The organism is Luteibacter mycovicinus (assembly GCF_000745235.1).
Lineage (GTDB): Bacteria > Pseudomonadota > Gammaproteobacteria > Xanthomonadales > Rhodanobacteraceae > Luteibacter > Luteibacter mycovicinus.
The window spans coordinates 4334239-4353085 of record NZ_JQNL01000001.1; the positions used below are offsets into that span (position 1 = coordinate 4334239).

At 65.9% G+C, this 18847-nt stretch carries 16 protein-coding genes; 9 read left to right on the forward strand and 7 right to left on the reverse strand.

The features are described from left to right. Positions 1-21 precede the first annotated feature (21 nt). The 3 genes from FA85_RS19400 to FA85_RS19410 form a co-directional block, all read right to left on the reverse strand. The gene (locus FA85_RS19400; protein WP_036113718.1) at positions 22-1512 is read right to left on the reverse strand and encodes a GGDEF domain-containing protein; all 1491 of its coding nucleotides are present in this window, start codon (positions 1510-1512) and stop codon (positions 22-24) included. A gap of 133 nt (positions 1513-1645) precedes the next feature. Further along, positions 1646-2383, reverse strand: a complete 738-nt coding sequence (locus tag FA85_RS19405) for an anti-sigma factor (protein ID WP_036113717.1) — start codon at positions 2381-2383, stop codon at positions 1646-1648. Beyond that, entirely contained in the window at positions 2380-2940 is a 561-nt protein-coding gene (locus FA85_RS19410) for a sigma-70 family RNA polymerase sigma factor (protein WP_036113714.1), read from the reverse strand. The genes FA85_RS19405 and FA85_RS19410 overlap by 4 nt, the downstream gene beginning before the upstream one ends. A gap of 151 nt (positions 2941-3091) precedes the next feature. Between FA85_RS19410 and FA85_RS19415 the strand changes: the two genes are divergently transcribed. The 8 genes from FA85_RS19415 (at position 3092) to egtB (ending at position 11852) form a co-directional block, all read left to right on the forward strand. After that, positions 3092-4042, forward strand: a complete 951-nt coding sequence (locus FA85_RS19415; RefSeq protein WP_036113711.1) for an acyl-CoA desaturase — start codon at positions 3092-3094, stop codon at positions 4040-4042. Position 4043: 1 nt separating this feature from the next. Then, positions 4044-5309, forward strand: coding sequence for an NAD(P)/FAD-dependent oxidoreductase (locus FA85_RS19420; protein WP_036113708.1), 1266 nt, complete (start codon positions 4044-4046; stop codon positions 5307-5309). Beyond that, positions 5306-6067 carry a DUF1365 domain-containing protein gene (locus FA85_RS19425; protein WP_036113706.1) on the forward strand — a complete coding sequence of 254 codons (762 nt, stop codon included), beginning with the start codon at positions 5306-5308 and terminating at the stop codon, positions 6065-6067. Before FA85_RS19420 ends, FA85_RS19425 begins: the two co-directional genes overlap by 4 nt. Before the next feature lie 4 nt (positions 6068-6071). Continuing rightward, a complete protein-coding gene (locus FA85_RS19430) occupies positions 6072-7307 on the forward strand; it encodes an SAM-dependent methyltransferase (RefSeq protein WP_051943725.1) in 1236 nt (411 codons plus the stop codon). After that, positions 7304-8092, forward strand: a complete 789-nt coding sequence (locus tag FA85_RS19435; protein ID WP_036113704.1) for a DUF1295 domain-containing protein — start codon at positions 7304-7306, stop codon at positions 8090-8092. Before FA85_RS19430 ends, FA85_RS19435 begins: the two co-directional genes overlap by 4 nt. Continuing rightward, a complete protein-coding gene (locus tag FA85_RS19440; RefSeq protein ID WP_036113702.1) occupies positions 8089-9168 on the forward strand; it encodes an SAM-dependent methyltransferase in 1080 nt (359 codons plus the stop codon). The genes FA85_RS19435 and FA85_RS19440 overlap by 4 nt, the downstream gene beginning before the upstream one ends. 123 nt (positions 9169-9291) lie before the next feature. Further along, a complete protein-coding gene (locus FA85_RS19445) occupies positions 9292-9669 on the forward strand; it encodes a DUF427 domain-containing protein (protein ID WP_036113700.1) in 378 nt (125 codons plus the stop codon). Between the two features lie 23 nt (positions 9670-9692). Beyond that, positions 9693-11852 carry an ergothioneine biosynthesis protein EgtB gene (egtB, locus tag FA85_RS19450; protein ID WP_036113698.1) on the forward strand — a complete coding sequence of 720 codons (2160 nt, stop codon included), beginning with the start codon at positions 9693-9695 and terminating at the stop codon, positions 11850-11852. On the opposite strand, the gene pgaD is transcribed toward egtB, so the two are convergent. Genes pgaD through pgaA form a run of 4 tightly spaced genes read right to left on the reverse strand, consistent with a single transcriptional unit; the run spans position 11849 to position 17467 of the window. Continuing rightward, positions 11849-12292: a poly-beta-1,6-N-acetyl-D-glucosamine biosynthesis protein PgaD gene (gene pgaD / locus FA85_RS19455; RefSeq protein ID WP_036113697.1), complete on the reverse strand. Its 444-nt coding sequence runs from the start codon at positions 12290-12292 to the stop codon at positions 11849-11851. The genes egtB and pgaD overlap by 4 nt on opposite strands. Beyond that, the gene (gene pgaC, locus FA85_RS19460; RefSeq protein ID WP_036113696.1) at positions 12289-13539 is read right to left on the reverse strand and encodes a poly-beta-1,6-N-acetyl-D-glucosamine synthase; all 1251 of its coding nucleotides are present in this window, start codon (positions 13537-13539) and stop codon (positions 12289-12291) included. Before pgaC ends, pgaD begins: the two co-directional genes overlap by 4 nt. After that, positions 13536-15410 carry a poly-beta-1,6-N-acetyl-D-glucosamine N-deacetylase PgaB gene (gene pgaB / locus FA85_RS19465; RefSeq protein ID WP_051943724.1) on the reverse strand — a complete coding sequence of 625 codons (1875 nt, stop codon included), beginning with the start codon at positions 15408-15410 and terminating at the stop codon, positions 13536-13538. Before pgaB ends, pgaC begins: the two co-directional genes overlap by 4 nt. 5 nt (positions 15411-15415) lie before the next feature. Beyond that, entirely contained in the window at positions 15416-17467 is a 2052-nt protein-coding gene (gene pgaA, locus FA85_RS19470) for a poly-beta-1,6 N-acetyl-D-glucosamine export porin PgaA (RefSeq protein WP_036113693.1), read from the reverse strand. Positions 17468-17964: 497 nt separating this feature from the next. On the opposite strand from pgaA, the gene FA85_RS19475 reads away from it, so the two are divergent. Further along, a complete protein-coding gene (locus tag FA85_RS19475) occupies positions 17965-18846 on the forward strand; it encodes a LysR family transcriptional regulator (RefSeq protein ID WP_036113692.1) in 882 nt (293 codons plus the stop codon). The last annotated feature ends 1 nt before the right edge of the window (position 18847 follow it).

Below are 18847 nucleotides of genomic sequence, written 5' to 3' on the forward strand. Positions count from 1 at the left end.
GGGGTTAAAGCAATGACGCGATCAGGCCCGCGAGCTTTCGTTACGTGGTTCGACCGGCCCGCCGGCACGATTGCGACCGGCATGCTTGGCGCGGTACAGCGCACGGTCGGCGGCGTTGAGCAGGTCCAGCGGGCCGCTGTTGGCCGATGGCTGCGACGCCGCGACGCCGATCGTGATCGTCAACACGCCGAACGGGCTCATCGGGTGGATGATCGCCTGGGCCTCGACGTGCGCGCGCAGATCATCGGCGAGGGCCAGCGCTTCCTCGAGCCGTGTGCCCGGGGCGACCACGGCGAACTCCTCACCGCCGAAGCGTGCGATGAAGTCGCTGGGGCGCAGGCCACGTGCGGTCAGTGTCTCGGCGAGCGCGCGCAGGCAATCGTCGCCGGCGAGATGACCGTAGCGGTCGTTGTATTCCTTGAAGTAGTCCACGTCGATCATCAGGAGACCGATGGGCTCGCGCTGTCCCGGCCGATGCCATTCGCGCAGGAGGCGCTCGTCGAGCGCCCGGCGGTTGGCCAGTCCGGTAAGAGCGTCGACGAAGACCAGTCCCTGCAGTTCCTCGCGACTGCGCGACAGGCGGTATTCCTCTTCCACCAGATCCACCTGGGCAAGCGTGCCGCGCAGACCGATACCGATCACGGCGGCGATCGCGCCGGCGATACCCAGCGAGGGATAGCCGGGAATGACCATCAGGCCGAAGCCCAGAACACTCATGGCCAGAAACGTCGGGCTGGCGCTCTGCACGAAGCGCACGAGATAGACGGGCGGATGCCAGTGGCGCTGCGGAAGGCGCACGGCGATGGCGACGAACAACGCGAGAAAGGGGACGTCCAGCAAGGCGTCCCACGGCGACGTACCGAAATCCGGATGTCCGCCGAGTGCGACGTAGTGGTTGTAGAAGTAGCCGGCGAACGCGTAGCTGACGAAGAAGAACATGACCGATCGGAAGAAGGCGTGGTCGTCGCTACGGTCGGTGGCCAGGAAACGCAGCGAAGCCGCGACGGCCAGGCACGCGTTCTCGAAGTCGAGCATGTACGCGACATCGATGGCCTGTTGCGGACCCATGGCCCCTTCGAGCGAAACGATCGAGAACGTACGTACGTAGAACAGCACGCCCAGCAGCGCGGCCAGTATCAGGTCGATCCCCATGGCCCAGTGTTTCCGTGCGGCCACCGGCGCGGACGACACGGCGACCAGTACCGGCAGGACGTACAGGATGTAGAAGAACATGCTGTCGCCAGGGGCGGGATTCGAGTTGTCGAGTGCGTAGTTCTGCCGGGCGGACAGCGACATGCCGATGACCCAGAGCGCGAGGCTGGCCAGGAGCAGCCACCAGCGCCGGTCGCGCGGCGGCCCCGAGCGACGCCAGGCATGCACGACGCTGCCCATCGCCAGCGCGGCCACGGAGAAAAAGAAAACGTACGACACCGCCATCCCGCGCGCGGGGAAGAGCGCGAGACCGGCAACGTGAGCCGCGACGATGAGGGCCGCGGCGGTGAGCGCTTTCATTGGCGTCCTTCCCCCGACTGCAACGCAGTAGTCATATCGGCGGGAAGAGCGGCAGGTTGAGGGCCATGACGCCATTGTTACGGCACGCTCGCCAAAAAGTGTGAAGTTCGCAGCCAGCGGGAGCGCCTCCGCGTCACGCGGCGCGGATTGCCCCCTTGGCAATGACCGGACCCGTGGGCTGGCCGGTAGGCGAGCCGCCGACCGGTTCCAGCGAAACCGCCAGCGCGGCTGTCGGGCCGAGCCGCTCGAGGAGGGCCTTCTCCAGGTGGAACCGCTTGGGATCGGTGGGCGGGAAGACGCCGACCGAAATCGGTTTGCCGCCCTCCGGAATCAGCCAGAGTTCGGTGTTCCGATCGGAGGCGACCGCGTCGGGGCTTGCCGGTACCACGAGCAGTTCGGAACGGCCGATGTCCATGGTTGCGGTCCAGCCGGCGACACCGCTTTCGCCGGCGATGGTGGAGACCATGAGCGTCGTCGGGCCGCTGGGCGCCGTCACGACCGGTGGAGCGACCGGCGTAGTCGGCCGGGTGACGGTCAGCACGAGCAGGCAGGCGGCCACGGCGGTGGCGCCCAGACCCAGCCAGCGCCACAGCGCGACGTTGTCCCAGACACTGGTACGGGGGTGTTCCGCGGGAGCGTCGAAACGGAGGCGACGACGGATCGCGGCCCATACGTGCGGGGGCGGCACCTTGTCGGCGATCTCCAGGGCGAGCGGCGTCAGATGCCGCTGCCACAGCGCCACCGCGGCGGCGGCCTCGGGGCTGGTCTCGACCTCCCGTGCCACGGCGGCGCGCGCATCCGCATCGAGCAGGCCGAGAACGTACTCGGCATACCGTAAGTTGTCCTTGTCCGCTTCGAAAGTACTGTTCATGGATTGAGGCATGCCCTGAGCTGCAGGAGACCGCGACGGATCCAGCTTTTCATGGTGCCCAGGGGCACCTTTGCACGTTCCGCCAGCTCGTTATACGTAGCGCCGCCGAAAAAGGCTTCACGGATCGAGCGACGCTGTTGTTGCTCGAGCTCGGACAGGCAGGCACGCAGGCGGCGGTACTCCTCATCGTTCTCCGCGTCGTGGGCGGGACCGGGTGTGTCGTCGATCATGGCGTCGAAGTCGACGTCGTGCTGCTGGCGCATGTCCGGGCGCTGTCGAAGGCGATCGATGGCCTTGTTGCGCGCCACGGTCATCAGCCAGGTGACGGCGCTGGCCAATGCCGGGTCGAAGCTGCCGGCGCGCTTCCAGACGGTGACGAAGGCTTCCTGAAGGACCTCCTCGGCCTCGTCGCGATCGTTCATCACGCGCACGCACACGCCGAACAGGCGTGGTGACATGCGACGGTAAAGCTCGGCGAAGGCGCGTTCGTCCCCGGCCGCGGTGCGTTGCAGAAGTCGGTTCAGCTCGTCGCGCTCGGCGGGGCTGGTGGCGGGCATACGTCGGGTTCCTTGGTCGGACGGGGCCGGTCAGCGTTGCATCACGTTCTATAGCATGAACCGTGTGCCCGGAGCATCGCGGCCAGGATCGTGCATCCGCCTGACGCCTCGTCCCGTATAGAGTGGAGAACCCACGGGAGCAGCCACGACCATGTCCTTCGATGCCATCCAGAACGCCCCCCTGCCGCCTCGCAAGGCGGCATGGCGTCGCTGGTTCGATACGTCCGTTGCCGATGCGTCCGATGAGGCCCGTGCCGACCGGATCGACTGGCTGCGCGCGTCGCCGTTCGTGGTCATGCATCTCGCCTGCCTTGGCGCGATCTGGACCGGGGTGTCGCCCATAGCGATCGGTGTCGCCGTCGCGCTGTATGCGCTGCGGATGTTCGCGCTTACCGCGTTCTATCACCGGTACTTCTCGCATCGCACGTTCCGTACGTCGCGTGCGGTGCAGTTCGTCTTCGCGGTGATCGGCGCGAGTTGCGTGCAGCGCGGTCCGCTGTGGTGGGCGGCGCACCACCGCCATCACCATAAGCATACCGATACCCCGCTGGACCCTCATTCGCCGCGCGTCCATGGGTTTCTCTGGAGTCATGCGGGATGGTTCCTGACGCCGCGCGGCTTCCGGACGCAGATCGACCGCGTTCCCGACCTCGCCGTCTACCCCGAGCTGCGCTGGCTGGACCGTTTCGACACGGCCGTGCCGGTGCTGCTGGCCGTCGCCCTGTTCGGGCTGGGCAAGCTCCTGCACTATCTGGCTCCCGGCCTGGGTACGGACGGCTGGCAAATGCTGGTCTGGGGATTCTTCATCTCCACCACCGTGCTGTTTCACGCCACGGTCACGATCAACTCACTGGCTCATCGTTATGGGCGCCGGCGTTTCGAGACCCGTGACGACAGCCGCAACAACCTCTGGCTGGCCCTGATCACCTTCGGCGAGGGCTGGCACAACAACCACCACTTTTTCCCGGGCACCGTTCGTCAGGGCTTTCGCTGGTGGGAGGTCGACATGACGTACTACGGCCTGGTCGCCATGTCGTGGCTGGGTCTGGTCCGTGACCTGAAGCCGATTCCCGCGTGGGTCGCGGCAAAGGCGAGGGGCTGACATGCGCGTGGCCGTTGTGGGATCGGGTATCGCCGGACTGGCTTCCGCCTGGCTGCTGTCGCGACGTCATGAGGTCACGCTGTTCGAGGCCAACGATTATCCCGGCGGCCACACCCATACGCACCGGGTGAGCCAGGCGGGTCGCGAATACGCGGTGGATACCGGCTTCATCGTGCACAACCGGGCGCACTATCCGCTGTTGTCGGCGTTCTTCGACGAACTCGGCGTGGCGACCCGGCCGACGACGATGAGCTTTTCGGTCCGCAACGATGCCACGGGCCTCGAGTACAACGCGACCACGCTGGACACGTTGTTCTGCCAGCGGCGCAATCTGGTGTCGCTGCGCTTCCTCGGGATGCTCAGGGACCTGGCGCGGTTCTATCGCGAAGCGCCGCGCCTGCTCGATGTGCCTGGCGAAGGCCCCGCGCTGGGGGCGTACCTCGAAGCCCATGGTTACGGCGAAGCCTTTCGTGATGAGCACCTGGTGCCCATGGCCTGCGCGCTGTGGTCGTCGCCGTCGTCGTCGATCCTCGGCTTCCCGGCGAAGTACCTCGTCAAGTTCATGGCCAATCACCACATGCTCCGGCTGACCGACCGGCCGGAGTGGCGCGTGGTCGAAGGCGGTTCGCGCACGTACGTCGACGCGTTGCGCTCACGCTGGGACGTACGGGAGCGCCTGAATACGCCGGTGGTCGGTGTTCGTCGCCACGACGATACTGTCGAAGTCGTGACGCACGCGGGCACGGAAGCTTTCGACGAACTCGTGCTGGCCTGCCATAGCGACCAGGCGCTGGCGCTGCTCGGCGACGCCGATGCGGTCGAGCGATCCGTGCTTGGCGCCATGACGTATCAGGCCAACGATACCGTGCTGCACACGGATGCCTCACTGCTGCCGAGGTCGCGCAAGGCGTGGGCCGCCTGGAACGCTTTCGTCCCCGCGGAAACGGGTGCCGCATGCACCGTCAGCTATTGCATGAACCTGCTGCAAGGCATCGATTCGCCCGATCCGTTCGTCGTGACGCTCAACCGGACCGGCGCGATCGACCCGGCGCGCATCCTGCGGCGCATGAGTTACCACCATCCGGTCTACACACACGCTTCGGTCGCCGCTCAGTCCCGCAAGGACGAGATCCAGGGCCAGCGTCGCACCTGGTTCGCCGGGGCTTACTGGGGCTGGGGCTTCCACGAGGACGGCATGCGCAGCGCGGTCGAACTCTCGCACGACTTCGAGCGCGTGGCGGCGCTACGTCGCGAGGCTATGGCATGACCGGTCGCTTCGCCAGCGCGATCTACGAAGGCGTGGTGACACACCATCGCCACGCGCCTCACGACCATGCATTCACCTACCGCATGGCGCAGGTGTACCTCGATCTCGACGAGGTCGATCGCGTCTTCGCGCGGCGCTGGTTGTGGTCGAACGGTCGGCGCAACCTCGCGGAGTTCCGTCGTTCCGACTATTTCGGCGATCCCGCCACGCCCCTGGCCGATGCCGTACGCGATCGCGCGGCCGAGGTACTGGGTCGCCGCCCGGCGGGGCCGGTGCGTCTGCTGACCCATCTGCGGTACGCGGGTATCGCATTCAATCCCGTGAGCTTTTATTACTGCTACGCCGCGGACGGGGTGACACTCGAGTGTGTGCTGGCGGAGATCACCAACACCCCCTGGCGCGAGCGGCACAGCTACGTGCTGGCGGCGGATGCCTCCGGGGGGCACGCGATCGATGCCGGGTTCGACAAGGTCTTCCACGTGTCTCCCTTCATGCCGATGGAGCGCGCCTACCGGTGGCGGTTCACCGTACCTGGCGACACGCTGGCCGTTCATATGGACGTGCTGCGCGACGGTGAGCGCGAATTCGACGCGCATCTCGCACTGCGGCGCCTGCCGCTCACGGGCGCATCGCTGGCGCGTGTCCTCTGGCGGTACCCGCTGATGACCGCGAAGGTCATCGGCGCCATCCATTTCGAAGCCATGCGCCTGTGGCTGAAACGCAATCCCGTTTACGACCACCCGATGAAACAGGGCTGAGACCATGAATCGCATCGCTCGCACGGAAGAATTCGTCCCCGATTCGCGTAGCCACCGCTTCCTGCGGCGGATGTTGCTGGCGCGCATGGAGGGACTCCGGCATGGCCGCCTGACGATCCGCGATGCGCTGGGAGGCACCACGTTCGGTGAGTTCGTCGAGGGTGCGCCCGATGTCAGGATCGACGTGAACGATCTGGCGTTCTACAAGGCCGTGGCCGCCAACGGCAGCGTCGGTGCGGGCGAGGCGTTCATGGAGGGTCTCTGGACCTGCGACGACCTGGTCGGCCTGATCCGGCTGCTGGTCCGTAACCGCGACCGCCTCGACGGCATGGAGACCGGCCTGGCGCGCGTGGGCGGTATCGCCATGAAGGCATGGCATGCGTTGCGCGAAAACACCCGCGTGGGCAGTCGTCGAAACATCGCCGCGCATTACGATCTCGGCAACGATTTCTTCCGGTTGTTCCTCTCGTCAGACCTGATGTATTCCTCGGCGCTCTGGGAGAGTGAGGACGATACGCTGGAGGTCGCTTCCACGCGCAAACTCAATCGCATCTGCCAGTGGCTCGACCTCAGGCCCGGCGACAGCGTTCTCGAGATCGGTACGGGCTGGGGCGGCTTCGCCGTGCACGCGGCGCGCTATTTCGGTTGCCACGTGACCACCACCACGATCTCGCGTGAGCAGTTCGCGCTGGCGAGCGAGCGCGTCGCCGAAGCCGGGCTCGAAGATCGTGTGACGCTGCTGCTGGAGGACTACCGGGATCTTCGTGGCACCTACGACAAGGTCGTGTCCATCGAGATGATCGAGGCGATCGGCGCAAAGTACCAGGAGACCTATTTCGCCAAGATCCGTAGCGTGTTGCGGCCCGGTGGTCGCGCGCTGATCCAGGCGATCACCATCGAAGACTATCGCTACGCACAGGCGCTTCGCTCGGTGGATTTCATCAAACGCCATATTTTCCCCGGCAGTTTCATACCGTCAGTGCAGGGCATGCTGGCGGCCAAGACCCGGGCGACCGATCTGGCGCTGGTTCGCTTCGAAGACTTCGGCCAGTCCTATGCGCGGACCTTGCATGCGTGGCGCGAGCGCTTCATGGCCAGTCTGGTCGAAGTGCGCGGCCAGGGGTTCGATCAGCGGTTCATCCGTATGTGGGAGTTTTATCTCGCGTACTGCGAAGGCGGTTTCATCGAGCGGTCGATCGGTGTGGCGCACCTTCTCTTCGAAAAGCCGCGCCTGTCATGAGTACGTCACACACCTTCCTCGCCATATGGCTGGCCGCGGCATGGATGATGGCCGCTGGCTGGGCCTGGCAGTGGCGCAAGAACAATGCCGGTATCGTCGACGTTCTCTGGTCGATCGGCGTGGGTGGCGCGGCCGTATGGGCGGCGCTGGCAGGATCGGGCGCGGGAGCGACGCGCGCGGTGATGGCGATCCTGGGTGGATTGTGGGGCGGGCGTCTTGCGCTGCACCTCTGGCGGCGTGTGCGTGGTGAGGCCGAAGACGGGCGTTACCGCGCGCTTCGTGCCCACTGGCACGGACACCAGGGCAAATTCTTCGCGTTTTTTCAGTTTCAGGCATTCCTCGTCGCGCTCTTCGCGGTGCCGTTCGTCGCCGTGGCGGCCAACCCGGCGACCCATGCCGGCTGGATCGGCGTAGCGATCGCGGTCTGGCTCGTCGGCGTTGTGGGTGAGTCGCTGGCCGACCGGCAGCTCGCACATTTCCGTGCGCAGCCGGCGAACCGCGGCAAAACCTGTCGCGACGGATTCTGGCGTTACTCACGCCACCCGAACTATTTCTTCGAATGGCTGCACTGGTTCGCCTATGTCGCACTCGCGGTGGGCTCGCCGGTGGGCTGGCTGGCATGGAGCGGTCCGCTGGTGATGTTCCTGTTTCTGCGCTTCGTCAGCGGGGTGCCGTACACGGAGACCCAGGCGCTGCGTTCGCGTGGCGATGAATACCGGCGATACCAGCGCGATACCCCGATGTTTTTCCCCTGGTTTCCCTCACGGCATAGCGAGGACACATGAACACGACGGCCGATTCCACCCGTTACACCCGTGAGGATCAGGCGGCGTCCGGACTGCTCGGGCTCGCCGAGCGCGGTACGCTGCCCGACGCGCTGATTCGCGCGGGCATCCGGCGACTCTGCGCGAAACGCCTGGCGGAGGAAGGCGAGGGCGGCCTGACCACGGTGGCCGCCCGCTATCAGTCGCGCATCGATGCACTCAGGCAGAGTGCGGTTGCCGTCCATACGGACGCCGCCAACGGCCAGCATTACGAGCTCCCGGCACGCTTCTTCGAGCTGTGCCTTGGTCCGCGCCTGAAGTATTCCGGCTGTCTGTATCCCACCGGTGCGGAGACGCTCGCGCAGGCCGAGGATGCGATGCTCGACGTCTACGGCCGACGTGCGGAGCTGGCGGACGGGCAGACCATTCTCGAGCTCGGCTGTGGCTGGGGTTCGCTGACGCTGTGGATGGCGCGCCGCTTCCCCAATGCGCGGATCACCGCCGTATCCAATTCGCAGGGGCAGCGTCGGCACATCGAGGCGCGATGCGTCGAGCTGGGGCTGGACAACGTCCGGGTGATCACGGCGGACGTCAACGCGCTGGAGCTCCCTGCGGGCGGGTTCGACCGCTGCGTGTCGGTCGAAATGTTCGAACACATGCGCAACTACGAGACCCTGCTGTCGCGCATCGGCACCTGGCTCCGGCCCGGTGGCAAGCTCTTCGTGCATATCTTCGCCCATCGCCAGTTCATGTACCCCTTCGAGACGGACGGGAAGGACGACTGGATGGGGCGGCACTTCTTCACCGGCGGCCTCATGCCGGCTTCCGACAGCCTGCTCTGGTTCCAGCAGGACCTGAAGATCGAGGATCGCTGGCACGTGGACGGAAGCCATTACGAGCGCACGGCCAATCACTGGCTGGCCAACCAGGACGCCGCCCGCGACGAGGTCATGGCGGTGCTGCGTGAAGCTTACGGGGACGCCGCGGGACTGTGGTTCCAGCGCTGGCGCATATTCTGGATGTCCTGCGCCGAGCTTTTCGGGTATGCGAACGGACAGGAGTGGCTCGTCGCGCACTACCGGTTCGCGCGGTCGTAAGCTCCAATCCAGTCATCTGTGCCCGCGGGTAATTTCACCTTTTCCGGTTTGTCGCCTTGGATTCGTCGCCGTCCGGTCGCAGGATGACTGGTCTGCGGCGATTCCGCCGCGAAGGAGAGTGAAATGTCCTCACGTCCCGTCAGGATCCCCGGCCCCGATCATCCCATCACCGTGACCCCGGCCGGCGGTCGCGTCGTCGTCCGCGACGGCGACCGCGTCATCGTCGACACCCGCGACGCGCTGGTCCTTCAGGAGGCCAGCTACGCGCCGGTCTTTTATCTGCCACGCAAGGATGCCGATATGCAGGCTCTGAGCCGTACGGCCCATCACTCCTGGTGCCCGTACAAGGGCGAGGCGTCGTATTACAGCCTGCCCGGCGACAGCGAGCGGGCGGTCAACGCCATATGGACCTACGAGCAACCCCATGACGCGGTCGCGTCGATCGACGGCCACCTCGCGTTCTACGCGGACCGCGTCACCATCGAGCACACGCCCGACTGAACCGCCCGCAAGGAAGACGACCCATGCAAGCTTTTCTCGAAGACGTCACCCCGGCGTGCGCGCGATGTACGCCGGGGGAGAGTCTCGGCGCGACTTACGAGCGCGTGCGCGCTCACACGGAGTCCCTGGTATCCGCGCTCGGTCCGGAAGATATGGTGGTTCAGTCCATGCCGGACGCCAGCCCGGCCAAGTGGCATCTCGCGCACACCACGTGGTTCTTCGAAACCTTCGTCCTCGGCCCCAACGTTCCGGGCTACGACGTGTTCGACGCGGACTTCGGCTATCTGTTCAATTCCTATTACGAAGCGGTCGGTCCGCGGCATCCCCGACCGATGCGCGGCCTGCTGACACGGCCGACGAGCGAGCACGTGCTGGCGTACCGGCATCATGTCGACATGCATATGCGGTCGTTCCTGCGCACAGACCCGGGTGCCGACGTCGAGGCGCTGGTCCGGCTCGGTTTCGCCCATGAGGAACAGCACCAGGAACTCCTGGTGATGGACGCGCAGCACCTGTTCGCCCAGTCGCCGCTGCGACCGGCTTTCGATCCGGCGTGGCCTGCGCCCGCGGCCGGACCTGGCGGACGCTTTCATCGGGTCACCGGCGGCCCGGTGCGCATCGGTGCCGTGGATGAACCGTTCGCCTTCGACAACGAGGGGCCCAGTCATACCGTGTGGCTGGAGCCGTTCGAAATCTCCGACCGCCTCGTCACCAATGGCCAGTGGCTCGCCTTCATCGCCCTTGGTGGCTACCGTCGCCCGGATCTGTGGTTGTCGGATGGCTGGGCGCAGCGGCAGGAAGAAGACTGGACGGCACCGTTGTACTGGCGGCGCGAGGGCGACGTGTGGTCGCACATGACGCCGGGTGGCTGGCGGCCGTTGGATCCCGATGCACCCGTAACGCACGTCAGTTACTACGAAGCGGACGCCTTCGCGCGCTGGGCGGGTGCGCGATTGCCGACAGAGGCCGAGTGGGAACATGCCGTTCGCACGCAAGGCAGGCTCGAGCAGATCGATGACGTCGCCTGGCAGTGGACGGCCAGCGCCTATCTTCCGTATCCCGGCTTCCGGGCGGCCGACGATGCCGTGGGCGAATACAACGGCAAGTTCATGGTCGGGCAGATGGTCTTGCGCGGTGGTGCGAGCGTTACCCCGCACGGACATTCGCGTCCGTCATACCGCAACTTTTACCGGCCCGGTCAGCGCTGGATGTTCAGCGGCGTTCGTCTCGCCCGCGATGTCCACGGTTCGCCCGACGGCGAACGCCTGACCTTTCTGCGCGATACGCTCGCCGGGCTTTCGGCGGAGCGCAAGCACTTCTCGCCGAAGTATTTCTACGACGGTGCGGGGTCGGCGCTGTTCGAGGCGATCTGCCGCACGCCCGAGTATTACCCGACGCGCACCGAGACCGCGCTGCTGCACGCCATCGCCGACGATCTCGCAGGCACGATTCCGCAAGGCGCGGTCCTGCTGGAACTGGGGAGCGGGGCCAGCGAGAAAACGCGGGTGCTGCTCGATGCCGCGCCGTGGATTTCGGCGTATGTTCCCGTGGATATCAGCGCGGACGCCCTGCAGGGGGCGGTGCAGAGCCTCGCAGCGAACTATCCCGCGCTGCCGGTCCATCCGGTCGCCGGCGATTTCACATCGGGAATCGACGTGCCGGTGGCCGTGGCCGGTCGCCCACTCGTGGCGTTCTTTCCGGGTTCGACCATCGGTAACTTCACCCCGGCTGAAGCGATCGCACTGCTGCGTTCCATACGCGAACGGCTGGGTGCCGACGCGCACCTGATCGTCGGCGCCGATCAGGTGAAAGACGCCGATGTGCTGCTGGCCGCTTATGACGATGCCGAAGGCGTCACGGCGGCGTTCAACCGCAACGTTCTGGTGCGGATCAATCGTGAACTTGGTGGCGATATCGATCCTCTGTCGTTCGAGCACCGTGCCGTCTGGAATGTGGCGCTGGAGCGGATCGAGATGCATCTGGTAAGCCGTGAGGCGCAACAGGTGCAGGTGGCGGGGCAGACCTTCGCCTTCGCCGCGGGCGAGTCGATCCACACCGAGAACTCGCACAAGTTCACACCGGCGTCGTTCGCACGGCTGGCCGAGGCGGGCGGGTGGACAGTCGAGCGGCAGTGGATATCGCCCGATCCCGCCTTCGGCGTGTTCGTCCTGAGGGCCCGCTAGCGCACGTCCTGCACGGTCATGTAGCCCTCGTCGGAGACGCTCACCACGGCCCGGCGATGGGCCTGAATGCGCAGGGCGTCGTCGGTGCTGGCGCCGATCTCCCTCGCGGTTTCTTCCACGGTAAACGGCTTGTTGCCACGGCGTTTCTGCCTGCCGGCGAAGCGCGCGTGGTTATAGCCCGACCACGACGTGAAAACGAGCGCGCAGAGCAGAGCGACGAGGAAGATCACGTCGATGTCGCCGCCATCGCCGATGCGGTTCTCGACATAGAACTGCACCCACGCGGAGCGGGCCCCGAAGACCCAGGCGGCGAAGGTGATCAGCGGCATCCACAGAAACGCCCAGGCCACCCAGGCGACGACGGTGACCGTGCCGAAGACGGCCTTCTGGACGCGCGACTGACGCTCCGGTCGCTGGATAACGATCGCTTCGGCTTTCATCGCAGTCCCCGGTCCGGGCTGACCCATACCGCACGCTTGCCCTTGGGCTTCATCAGCGCCTTGGGCATCGCGACGATCGAGGTCGCCGTGTTGAGCAGCCAGTACACCAGCGGGTACCAGATCATCCAGTAATAGTTGCGGCCGATGCGGGTTTCGTAGCGGCGGTCGACCAGCAGACTGATCAGGAACTGCAGCAGGCAGATGATCCCGAGCACGACGCCGTGCCAGTGCGGCAGCAGAGTGTCGACGTAGTACTCGCGGGGCAGCTCGACGAACTTGCCGAGCGCCCACAGCGTGACGATGACGGCCATGGTGTACGACCAGACCAGGCTCATCACATACTCGAGCGCCACCGGCCACATGCGACGTTGCCGCCAGCGCATCAGCTTGCCGGTGTAGCGAAGCAGGACTTCGGAGCCACCCTGTGCCCAGCGCAGGCGCTGCTTCCACAGGCCGCGCACGGTTTCGGGCATGAGAATCCAGCACAGCGCATTGGGTTCGTAGCGGATTTCCCAGTGACGCATCTGGAGGCGCCAGCTGATGTCGATGTCTTCGGTCACCATGTCGGTATTCCAGTAACCGACGTCGTGCAGCGCGCTCTTGCGAAACGCGGCGATCACGCCGGACACCGTGAAGATACGGCCGTACACCCGTTGCGCCCGCTTGATCAGTCCGATGATCGAGGAGAACTCGCCCACCTGCAGCTTGCCCAGCAGCGTGGAACGATTGCGGATGCGCGGATTGCCGGTGACCGCGGCGACCCGAGGACTGTCCAGCATGTGCGAGACCAGCCAGTGCGTGGCGTAGTCATCGAGCAGCGCGTCGCCGTCCACGCAGACGAAGAAGTCGGCGTTGGAAGCGAGTGCGGCGGCGCGCAGACCCATCGCCTTGCCCTGGTTGCTGGCCATGTGGATGACGCGCAGCTTCGGGTACTGGTCCAGCAGTTGGTCGAGCTGTGCTCCGGTGTCGTCGGTCGAGCCGTCGTTGACCGCGATGATCTCGAAGTTGGGGTACTGCTGCGACGCCAGGTGCGCGATCGTTTCGCGCACCTGCTCGCCCTCGTTGTGGCATGGCACGATGAGGGTGACCATCGGGTATTCGGCCAGGTCCGGCGGCCTGACCCGTATCGGCTCGTTGCGTTCCCAGCGCAGGAAATAGATGACGCCGCCGCTCATCCAGATGAGCGACATCACCAGCGGATAAAAGAACGCGAATTCGAGCAGGGCATGCAGAACGCCGCCGTTCATCGTGCCGGCGCCGGATAAGGATAGTCGGAGGCGGAGATGAACGGACGGATCGTCTCCAGGTCGGGATGGTTGTGCAGGAAATCGTCGGGGTAATAACCGATGTGACGCGCGCCCTGCGCCTGGACCGCGCGCATGCGCGCGGCAAGGTCGAGATCGGGGATCGGCTTCTTCGTGCGCCAGTTCATCGTGGCGAATTCGAACAGTGTCCGCTCCATGGCTCCCGGCACGGCGGCGACTTGTGCGGTCAGCTTGCGATACCAGCCCAGGCGGTCCGATTGCTGATCCAGCTGCGGCATCGCCATGATCGCGGTCATGTCATAGGCGGCGACGAATGCGGGCAGGCTCTGCGCCATCCAGGCCTCCGCCTGCGGCTGCAGCACCGGGCGCGCGTAGAGATTGCGCGCTGTCAGTACCTGCGGACGCCAGCGGCGCATGCGCTCGGTCAGTTCCTTCGTGAAATCGATGAGCGCCTGCGTGTTCTGGGCAGGCGTGTTCTTCGCCCACGGGCCGAGGTTGTCGGTATCGCGGATGTACGCGTCGTCGGAGAACAGGATGCCCGCCTCGTCGGCATGCATCGCGAGGTCTTCGTACACATCGCCGATCATCCTGCGCACGCGTGGGTCATACGGCGCGAGGCGGAAATGATCGCCACCGGGCTTGGGCTCGCCCGCGAGGGAAGGCAGATCCTTGCCGTCCGGGAACCGGAAAGCCAGCACGGGCATCCACGCGTAGACACGCACGCCGGCGCGGGTACGCAGCTGCCATGAAACGCGCGAGAACAGGTCCGCCCGCACCGGCAGGTGACGGTTGGGGAAATAGACGGCATCGGCCACGCCGTCACCGTCCGGGTCCGCGTATGCCTGCAACCAGACCTGGCTGGGGTGCATCCGCTTGATCCGGTCGAGCAGCTTCGACAGGTTGCGGTCCTGCTGCGCCGGATCGGGGTCGTAGATGTAGTCGAGGTCGACCTGTACGGCGCGCGTGGCGTCGACACGGGCCTGATGGCGCATCAGCCAGCCGAGGCGGTTGGCGGTGACGTTGCCGCTGACCAGCAGTCGCGGGATCGTCTTGCCCGGGATCAGCGTGGGGACGCTGTCGCCCAGGCTCAGTGACACGCTCATCCCGAGGTCGGCGGCGACTTCGCGACCCACGCGGGTGTAGGCACCGTAAGGCCACACCGCCGCGCGCGGGCGCACGCCGGTGTGCGCGGCGATCTCATCCGCGCTGTGTGAAAGATCCTTACGGACGCGCGCGGCGTATTCGGCTTCGGTCTCGTAGTGCTTCGTGGCGTTGTCGTAAGCGATCGAGGCGGCCATGGGCATCTGGTTGCCCTGCGGGTTGCCGTTCTGCCCCTGATGCATCTCCCACGTATGCGAGCCGAACTCGACGAGGCCGGACTTCTGCATCTCGGCGACCTGATCCCACGTGAGGAAACACGAACGCGTGCAGTCACCGCCGTTGTACGGCATGTGCTTGCCGTCGGGCATGTCCATCCACGAGCCGACGACCGCCTGCAGCGCGGGGTAGTGATAGGCGCGCAGGAGCGGATACACGCGGGTGTAGAAGCTCTCGAGGCCATCGTCGAAGGTCAGGAGTACGGCGTCCTTCGGCAAGGGCTTGCCGCCGTTGCTGGCGTCCACGACCTGCGACAGGCTGACCATGTTGTAGCCGTTGGCGCGCAGCCAGTCGAAATGAGCGATGAGGTGATCGGTGCTGGTCGCATCCGGATCGTGATCGGCCTGAAGGCCGACGTCGTCGCGCACGTCGTGGTAGGCCAGGACGATGAGGGTGGGGTGCGGGGCGGCGACCGGCTGCGCGGCGGCGGACAGGGCCGCTCCGAGCAGGATCAGCAGAAACAACAGCGGACGCATGACTCTCATTCTCCCCAGTGCATCGTCAGGTCGAGGACGAAGCGGTGTTCGCGCTGACCATCGTAAGGTTGGTTGTGCCAGCCGATTCCCCAGCCCAGCCGGATACCGGCGCGTGGCTGGAACGTCTGACCGTAGCGGATGGTGGCCATCCAGTCGGTCGCGTAGCCCTGTTCGGCGTACTGTCCCACGGCGACGTCGATCCGCTGTGTGACCGAGCGCTCGTAGCACTGGCCCAGCAGGTTCTGCAGGCGGCCCGTGATCGCGTAGCTCTTGTCGCGGCGCGGGTTGAAGTAGGGGCGATCGGTCAGAGTGTTCATCGAGCCTCCCAGTTCGATGCCGCCGTCCAGCGCCAGATTGGGAGCGGTGTGCAGTCGCTGGGTCAGCGAGGCGGTCCATGACGTGCGCTTGTTGTCGTCGCTGAAGTTGTCGCGCGACAGGCCCAGGCGCGCCTGGGTCAGCTCGCTCGCCTTCCAGGTGACGGCGGTATCCAGCGTCTTTGCTGAAATGCCGTAGTACTGTCCACGGAGCGGCGCGTCTTCGCCCGCGGTGCTGTAATCGGTCGCCCAGGTCCAGTGATCGGTGATCGACCAGTCGAAGCCGGCCTCGAGGGCGGTCTTGCCGACATAACGGTCGGCGGCGGGAAGGGCTCGCACATAAGCCTCGAGGCCACGGGCATAGCCGATCACGCCCACGCCGACGCGTGAGCGACGCACGTCGCCTTCGGGCAGGTCGGCGGTCGAATAACGGGCCAGTGCCAGCACACGCCAGTGATCGTCGATCAGCGGGCTCGCGGCCGACGCCTGGGTCGTGGCGTCGCGGTCGCCGAAGTCGGGGCTGGAGCCCTTGCCCTGTTCGGTGCTCAGATCGAACTGCCAGCCGCGCTCGCGGTTCCACGACTGCACGGCGCGGGCGACGCGCCCATTGCGGTCGGCCAGGGTCTGCGCGACGCCCAGGTCCTCGTCCACGCTTTCATAATCGTTGAGCACGCGCGCGGCATCGGCTTCACCGATGTAAGCGCCGACATCGCGGCGGTCGAGCGTGCCGGCGATGTTGAAGTCTTCCTGCGCGCGGCGTGGCCAGCCGCGGGCCAGCTCGACCATGCCGAGCTCGCGACGGATCTGCGAGTTGGCGGGCGCCTCGCGCGACAGCGGAAGAAGGCGGTCGTACGCGTCGGCCGGCATGTCGACGTATTCGCGGAGCGTGGCCGCGTTGAGATCGGCATCGACCTTGCGCTGGTTCTGGATCGGCGCACGGATACCGGGCACGCGCGTCCATGTCGGCTCTTTCGCGGCGAGCGCATCGATGGTCCGGATGGCCTTGTCCGTCTGCCCGGATTCCAGATAGGCGTACATCAGGCCGATGCGTGGTTCGAAATCGGCGGCGCCATAGGGGCCCGGGTCCTTGGCAATGCTGTCTTCGTAAAGGGTTGCGGCTTCCGCCGGCCGGCGCCTGACCAGCAGCGCATCGGCGACGGCGCGCTCGACGTAAGCGGGCAGGGCGACGTTACGCTGGCGAAGCGCGTCGTAACGCGTGACCACCTCGTCCGCGCGACCGGCCTGGTCCAGCGCCACCAGCAGATCCAGCTCCGCGCGCTGGCGCAGGCCCTCGTCCAGCTGAGGATCGTCCGCGAGGCGACGGGCATCGGCCACGGCGCGGTCGGCCTCGGCGTAGGGTGCGCGCGGATCGGCGGGCTCGCCGTTAGCCCAGCGGATCTCGTGGGCGATGTGATCGGCGTCCAGATGAACGCGATCGCCCACGCTCTGGGGCGGCTGCAAGCGAGCCGCCAGTTCCCTGGCGCGCGTCGTCGCGCCCATTTCCGTCAATAAAGCGACGTTGAGCGTCTGTGCCTCGCGATCGTCCGGCCAACGGGCCAGTACCTCCTGGCAGTGCGCCAGCGCGTCGACGCGGTGCCCCGCGCTACGTTCGTCGCGTGCCTTCGCCATCAGAGCGTCGCGTTCGGAAGGCGCCGCGGCCAGCGCCAGAGGCCCGTGCAGAGCCAGCGCCAGTGCGAGGCACAAGCGTGCCCTGGGCACGCGCGCGGTGCGCGGCGGTGTCATCGAATTGATTCCCATCCTGCCAACATGACCTGTATCAGCCACTGCGAATGTCCATTCCCGGCAAGTGGCGGTAAGCGTTTGAGGCACCGAATCCCGTTCGCGCCGGCGCAGCCTGCCATGGTAAAGGCAAGCTGCATGCCAAGTGATGCATCAAGTACCGGATCAGCCGGTCTTCGGCGTCGCGCGTTCAGGTCCACGATGTTCGAGGACACGTCAGCGGACGCGACACCGTGATGACCGTCACCGGCGACGTGAAGTACGGCCCGACGACTGTTTTGGATGCGCACGGCTTCGCCGGTGGTTGCCGAATCGCGTGGGCAGTACGGGGCGACCGTGCAGGTGGATGGGCGCCTCGATCGCCTTGCGGAGGCGGGGACTATCGTTATTCCAGGCTGGCTCGTTTCGCGGGCGATTACGACTAGCAGCCCTGTGCGTGAGGGTCGATAATGACCATAAGTTCGCTCGCGCGAATAATCTCTCACGGATAAGAGAATCTTATGATTCAACCGCAATGGCTGGAGAGCTTCCGGCAGCTTGCCGACCTCGGTAACTTTACCCGTGTCGCCGAGCGACTGGGTGTCACCCAGGCCGCCATCAGCCAGCACATCCGTCAGCTCGAGGACCGGCTGGGCCCCCTGGTGATTCGCCGGCCCCGAAGCATCGAACTGATGCCAGCCGGCCTCGCGCTACTGGACTACTGCCGTGACGTGGACCGCGCCGACAAGGCGCTGAAGCTGCGCCTGTCGGATGTCGACGCGCTGGAGGGCGAGGTCAGTCTGATTACGCCTGGAAGCATTGGCTTGTCGCTGTATCCGCTATTGCTGGATCTGCAGCAGGCGAATCCGGGGCTTGTCATTCGCCATCGCTTTGCCCCGGACAGCGAAGTTCGCGCGGCGGTGATGGAAAGCCGCTATGAAATCGGTCTGATGAGGCTGCGGCCCGATGACGAATCGCTGGCCGCCGAGCCGTTTACGACTGAGGCGCTGGAACTGGTCGCTCCTGCCGACCGCGCTGTGAAGGGTTGGAAGGATCTCGTCCAGATTGGCTTCATTGACCATCCCGACGGTCAGGCGATGGCGACGCGGCTCCTGGCGCGTCAATTTCCCGGTGCCGGTGGTCTTAAGGGTGTTCCCGTCGCAGGGTTCAGTAATCAGATCGGGCTGATTCTGGAGCCGGTAGCGCGCGGACTTGGCTTCACGGTGATTCCGGAGCATGCGCGTCGTGCGTTTGCGCGGCAGGAGGCTATCCAGGTGGTGAGTGGAGCCGATCCTGTCGTTGATACGCTTTGGCTGGTGCGTCGAGCGGAGTGGGCGTTGTCGATGAGGGCGATGCGGGTGGTGACGTATTTGCGCGAACGCCTGGGTGCGTCGAGTCGCTGAC

Excerpts from the sequence above, each read along its gene's own strand:
- FA85_RS19420 (WP_036113708.1), top strand. The coding sequence starts at position 4,044 with ATGCGCGTGGCCGTTGTGGGATCGGGTATCGCCGGACTGGCTTCCGCC.
- pgaA (WP_036113693.1), bottom strand. The coding sequence starts at position 17,467 with ATGACACCGCCGCGCACCGCGCGCGTGCCCAGGGCACGCTTGTGCCTC.
- pgaD (WP_036113697.1), bottom strand. The coding sequence starts at position 12,292 with ATGAAAGCCGAAGCGATCGTTATCCAGCGACCGGAGCGTCAGTCGCGC.
- pgaC (WP_036113696.1), bottom strand. The coding sequence starts at position 13,539 with ATGAACGGCGGCGTTCTGCATGCCCTGCTCGAATTCGCGTTCTTTTAT.
- FA85_RS19475 (WP_036113692.1), top strand. The coding sequence starts at position 17,965 with ATGATTCAACCGCAATGGCTGGAGAGCTTCCGGCAGCTTGCCGACCTC.
- FA85_RS19425 (WP_036113706.1), top strand. The coding sequence starts at position 5,306 with ATGACCGGTCGCTTCGCCAGCGCGATCTACGAAGGCGTGGTGACACAC.
- FA85_RS19400 (WP_036113718.1), bottom strand. The coding sequence starts at position 1,512 with ATGAAAGCGCTCACCGCCGCGGCCCTCATCGTCGCGGCTCACGTTGCC.
- FA85_RS19435 (WP_036113704.1), top strand. The coding sequence starts at position 7,304 with ATGAGTACGTCACACACCTTCCTCGCCATATGGCTGGCCGCGGCATGG.
- egtB (WP_036113698.1), top strand. The coding sequence starts at position 9,693 with ATGCAAGCTTTTCTCGAAGACGTCACCCCGGCGTGCGCGCGATGTACG.
- FA85_RS19415 (WP_036113711.1), top strand. The coding sequence starts at position 3,092 with ATGTCCTTCGATGCCATCCAGAACGCCCCCCTGCCGCCTCGCAAGGCG.
- FA85_RS19430 (WP_051943725.1), top strand. The coding sequence starts at position 6,072 with ATGAATCGCATCGCTCGCACGGAAGAATTCGTCCCCGATTCGCGTAGC.
- FA85_RS19445 (WP_036113700.1), top strand. The coding sequence starts at position 9,292 with ATGTCCTCACGTCCCGTCAGGATCCCCGGCCCCGATCATCCCATCACC.
- pgaB (WP_051943724.1), bottom strand. The coding sequence starts at position 15,410 with ATGCGTCCGCTGTTGTTTCTGCTGATCCTGCTCGGAGCGGCCCTGTCC.
- FA85_RS19410 (WP_036113714.1), bottom strand. The coding sequence starts at position 2,940 with ATGCCCGCCACCAGCCCCGCCGAGCGCGACGAGCTGAACCGACTTCTG.
- FA85_RS19440 (WP_036113702.1), top strand. The coding sequence starts at position 8,089 with ATGAACACGACGGCCGATTCCACCCGTTACACCCGTGAGGATCAGGCG.
- FA85_RS19405 (WP_036113717.1), bottom strand. The coding sequence starts at position 2,383 with ATGAACAGTACTTTCGAAGCGGACAAGGACAACTTACGGTATGCCGAG.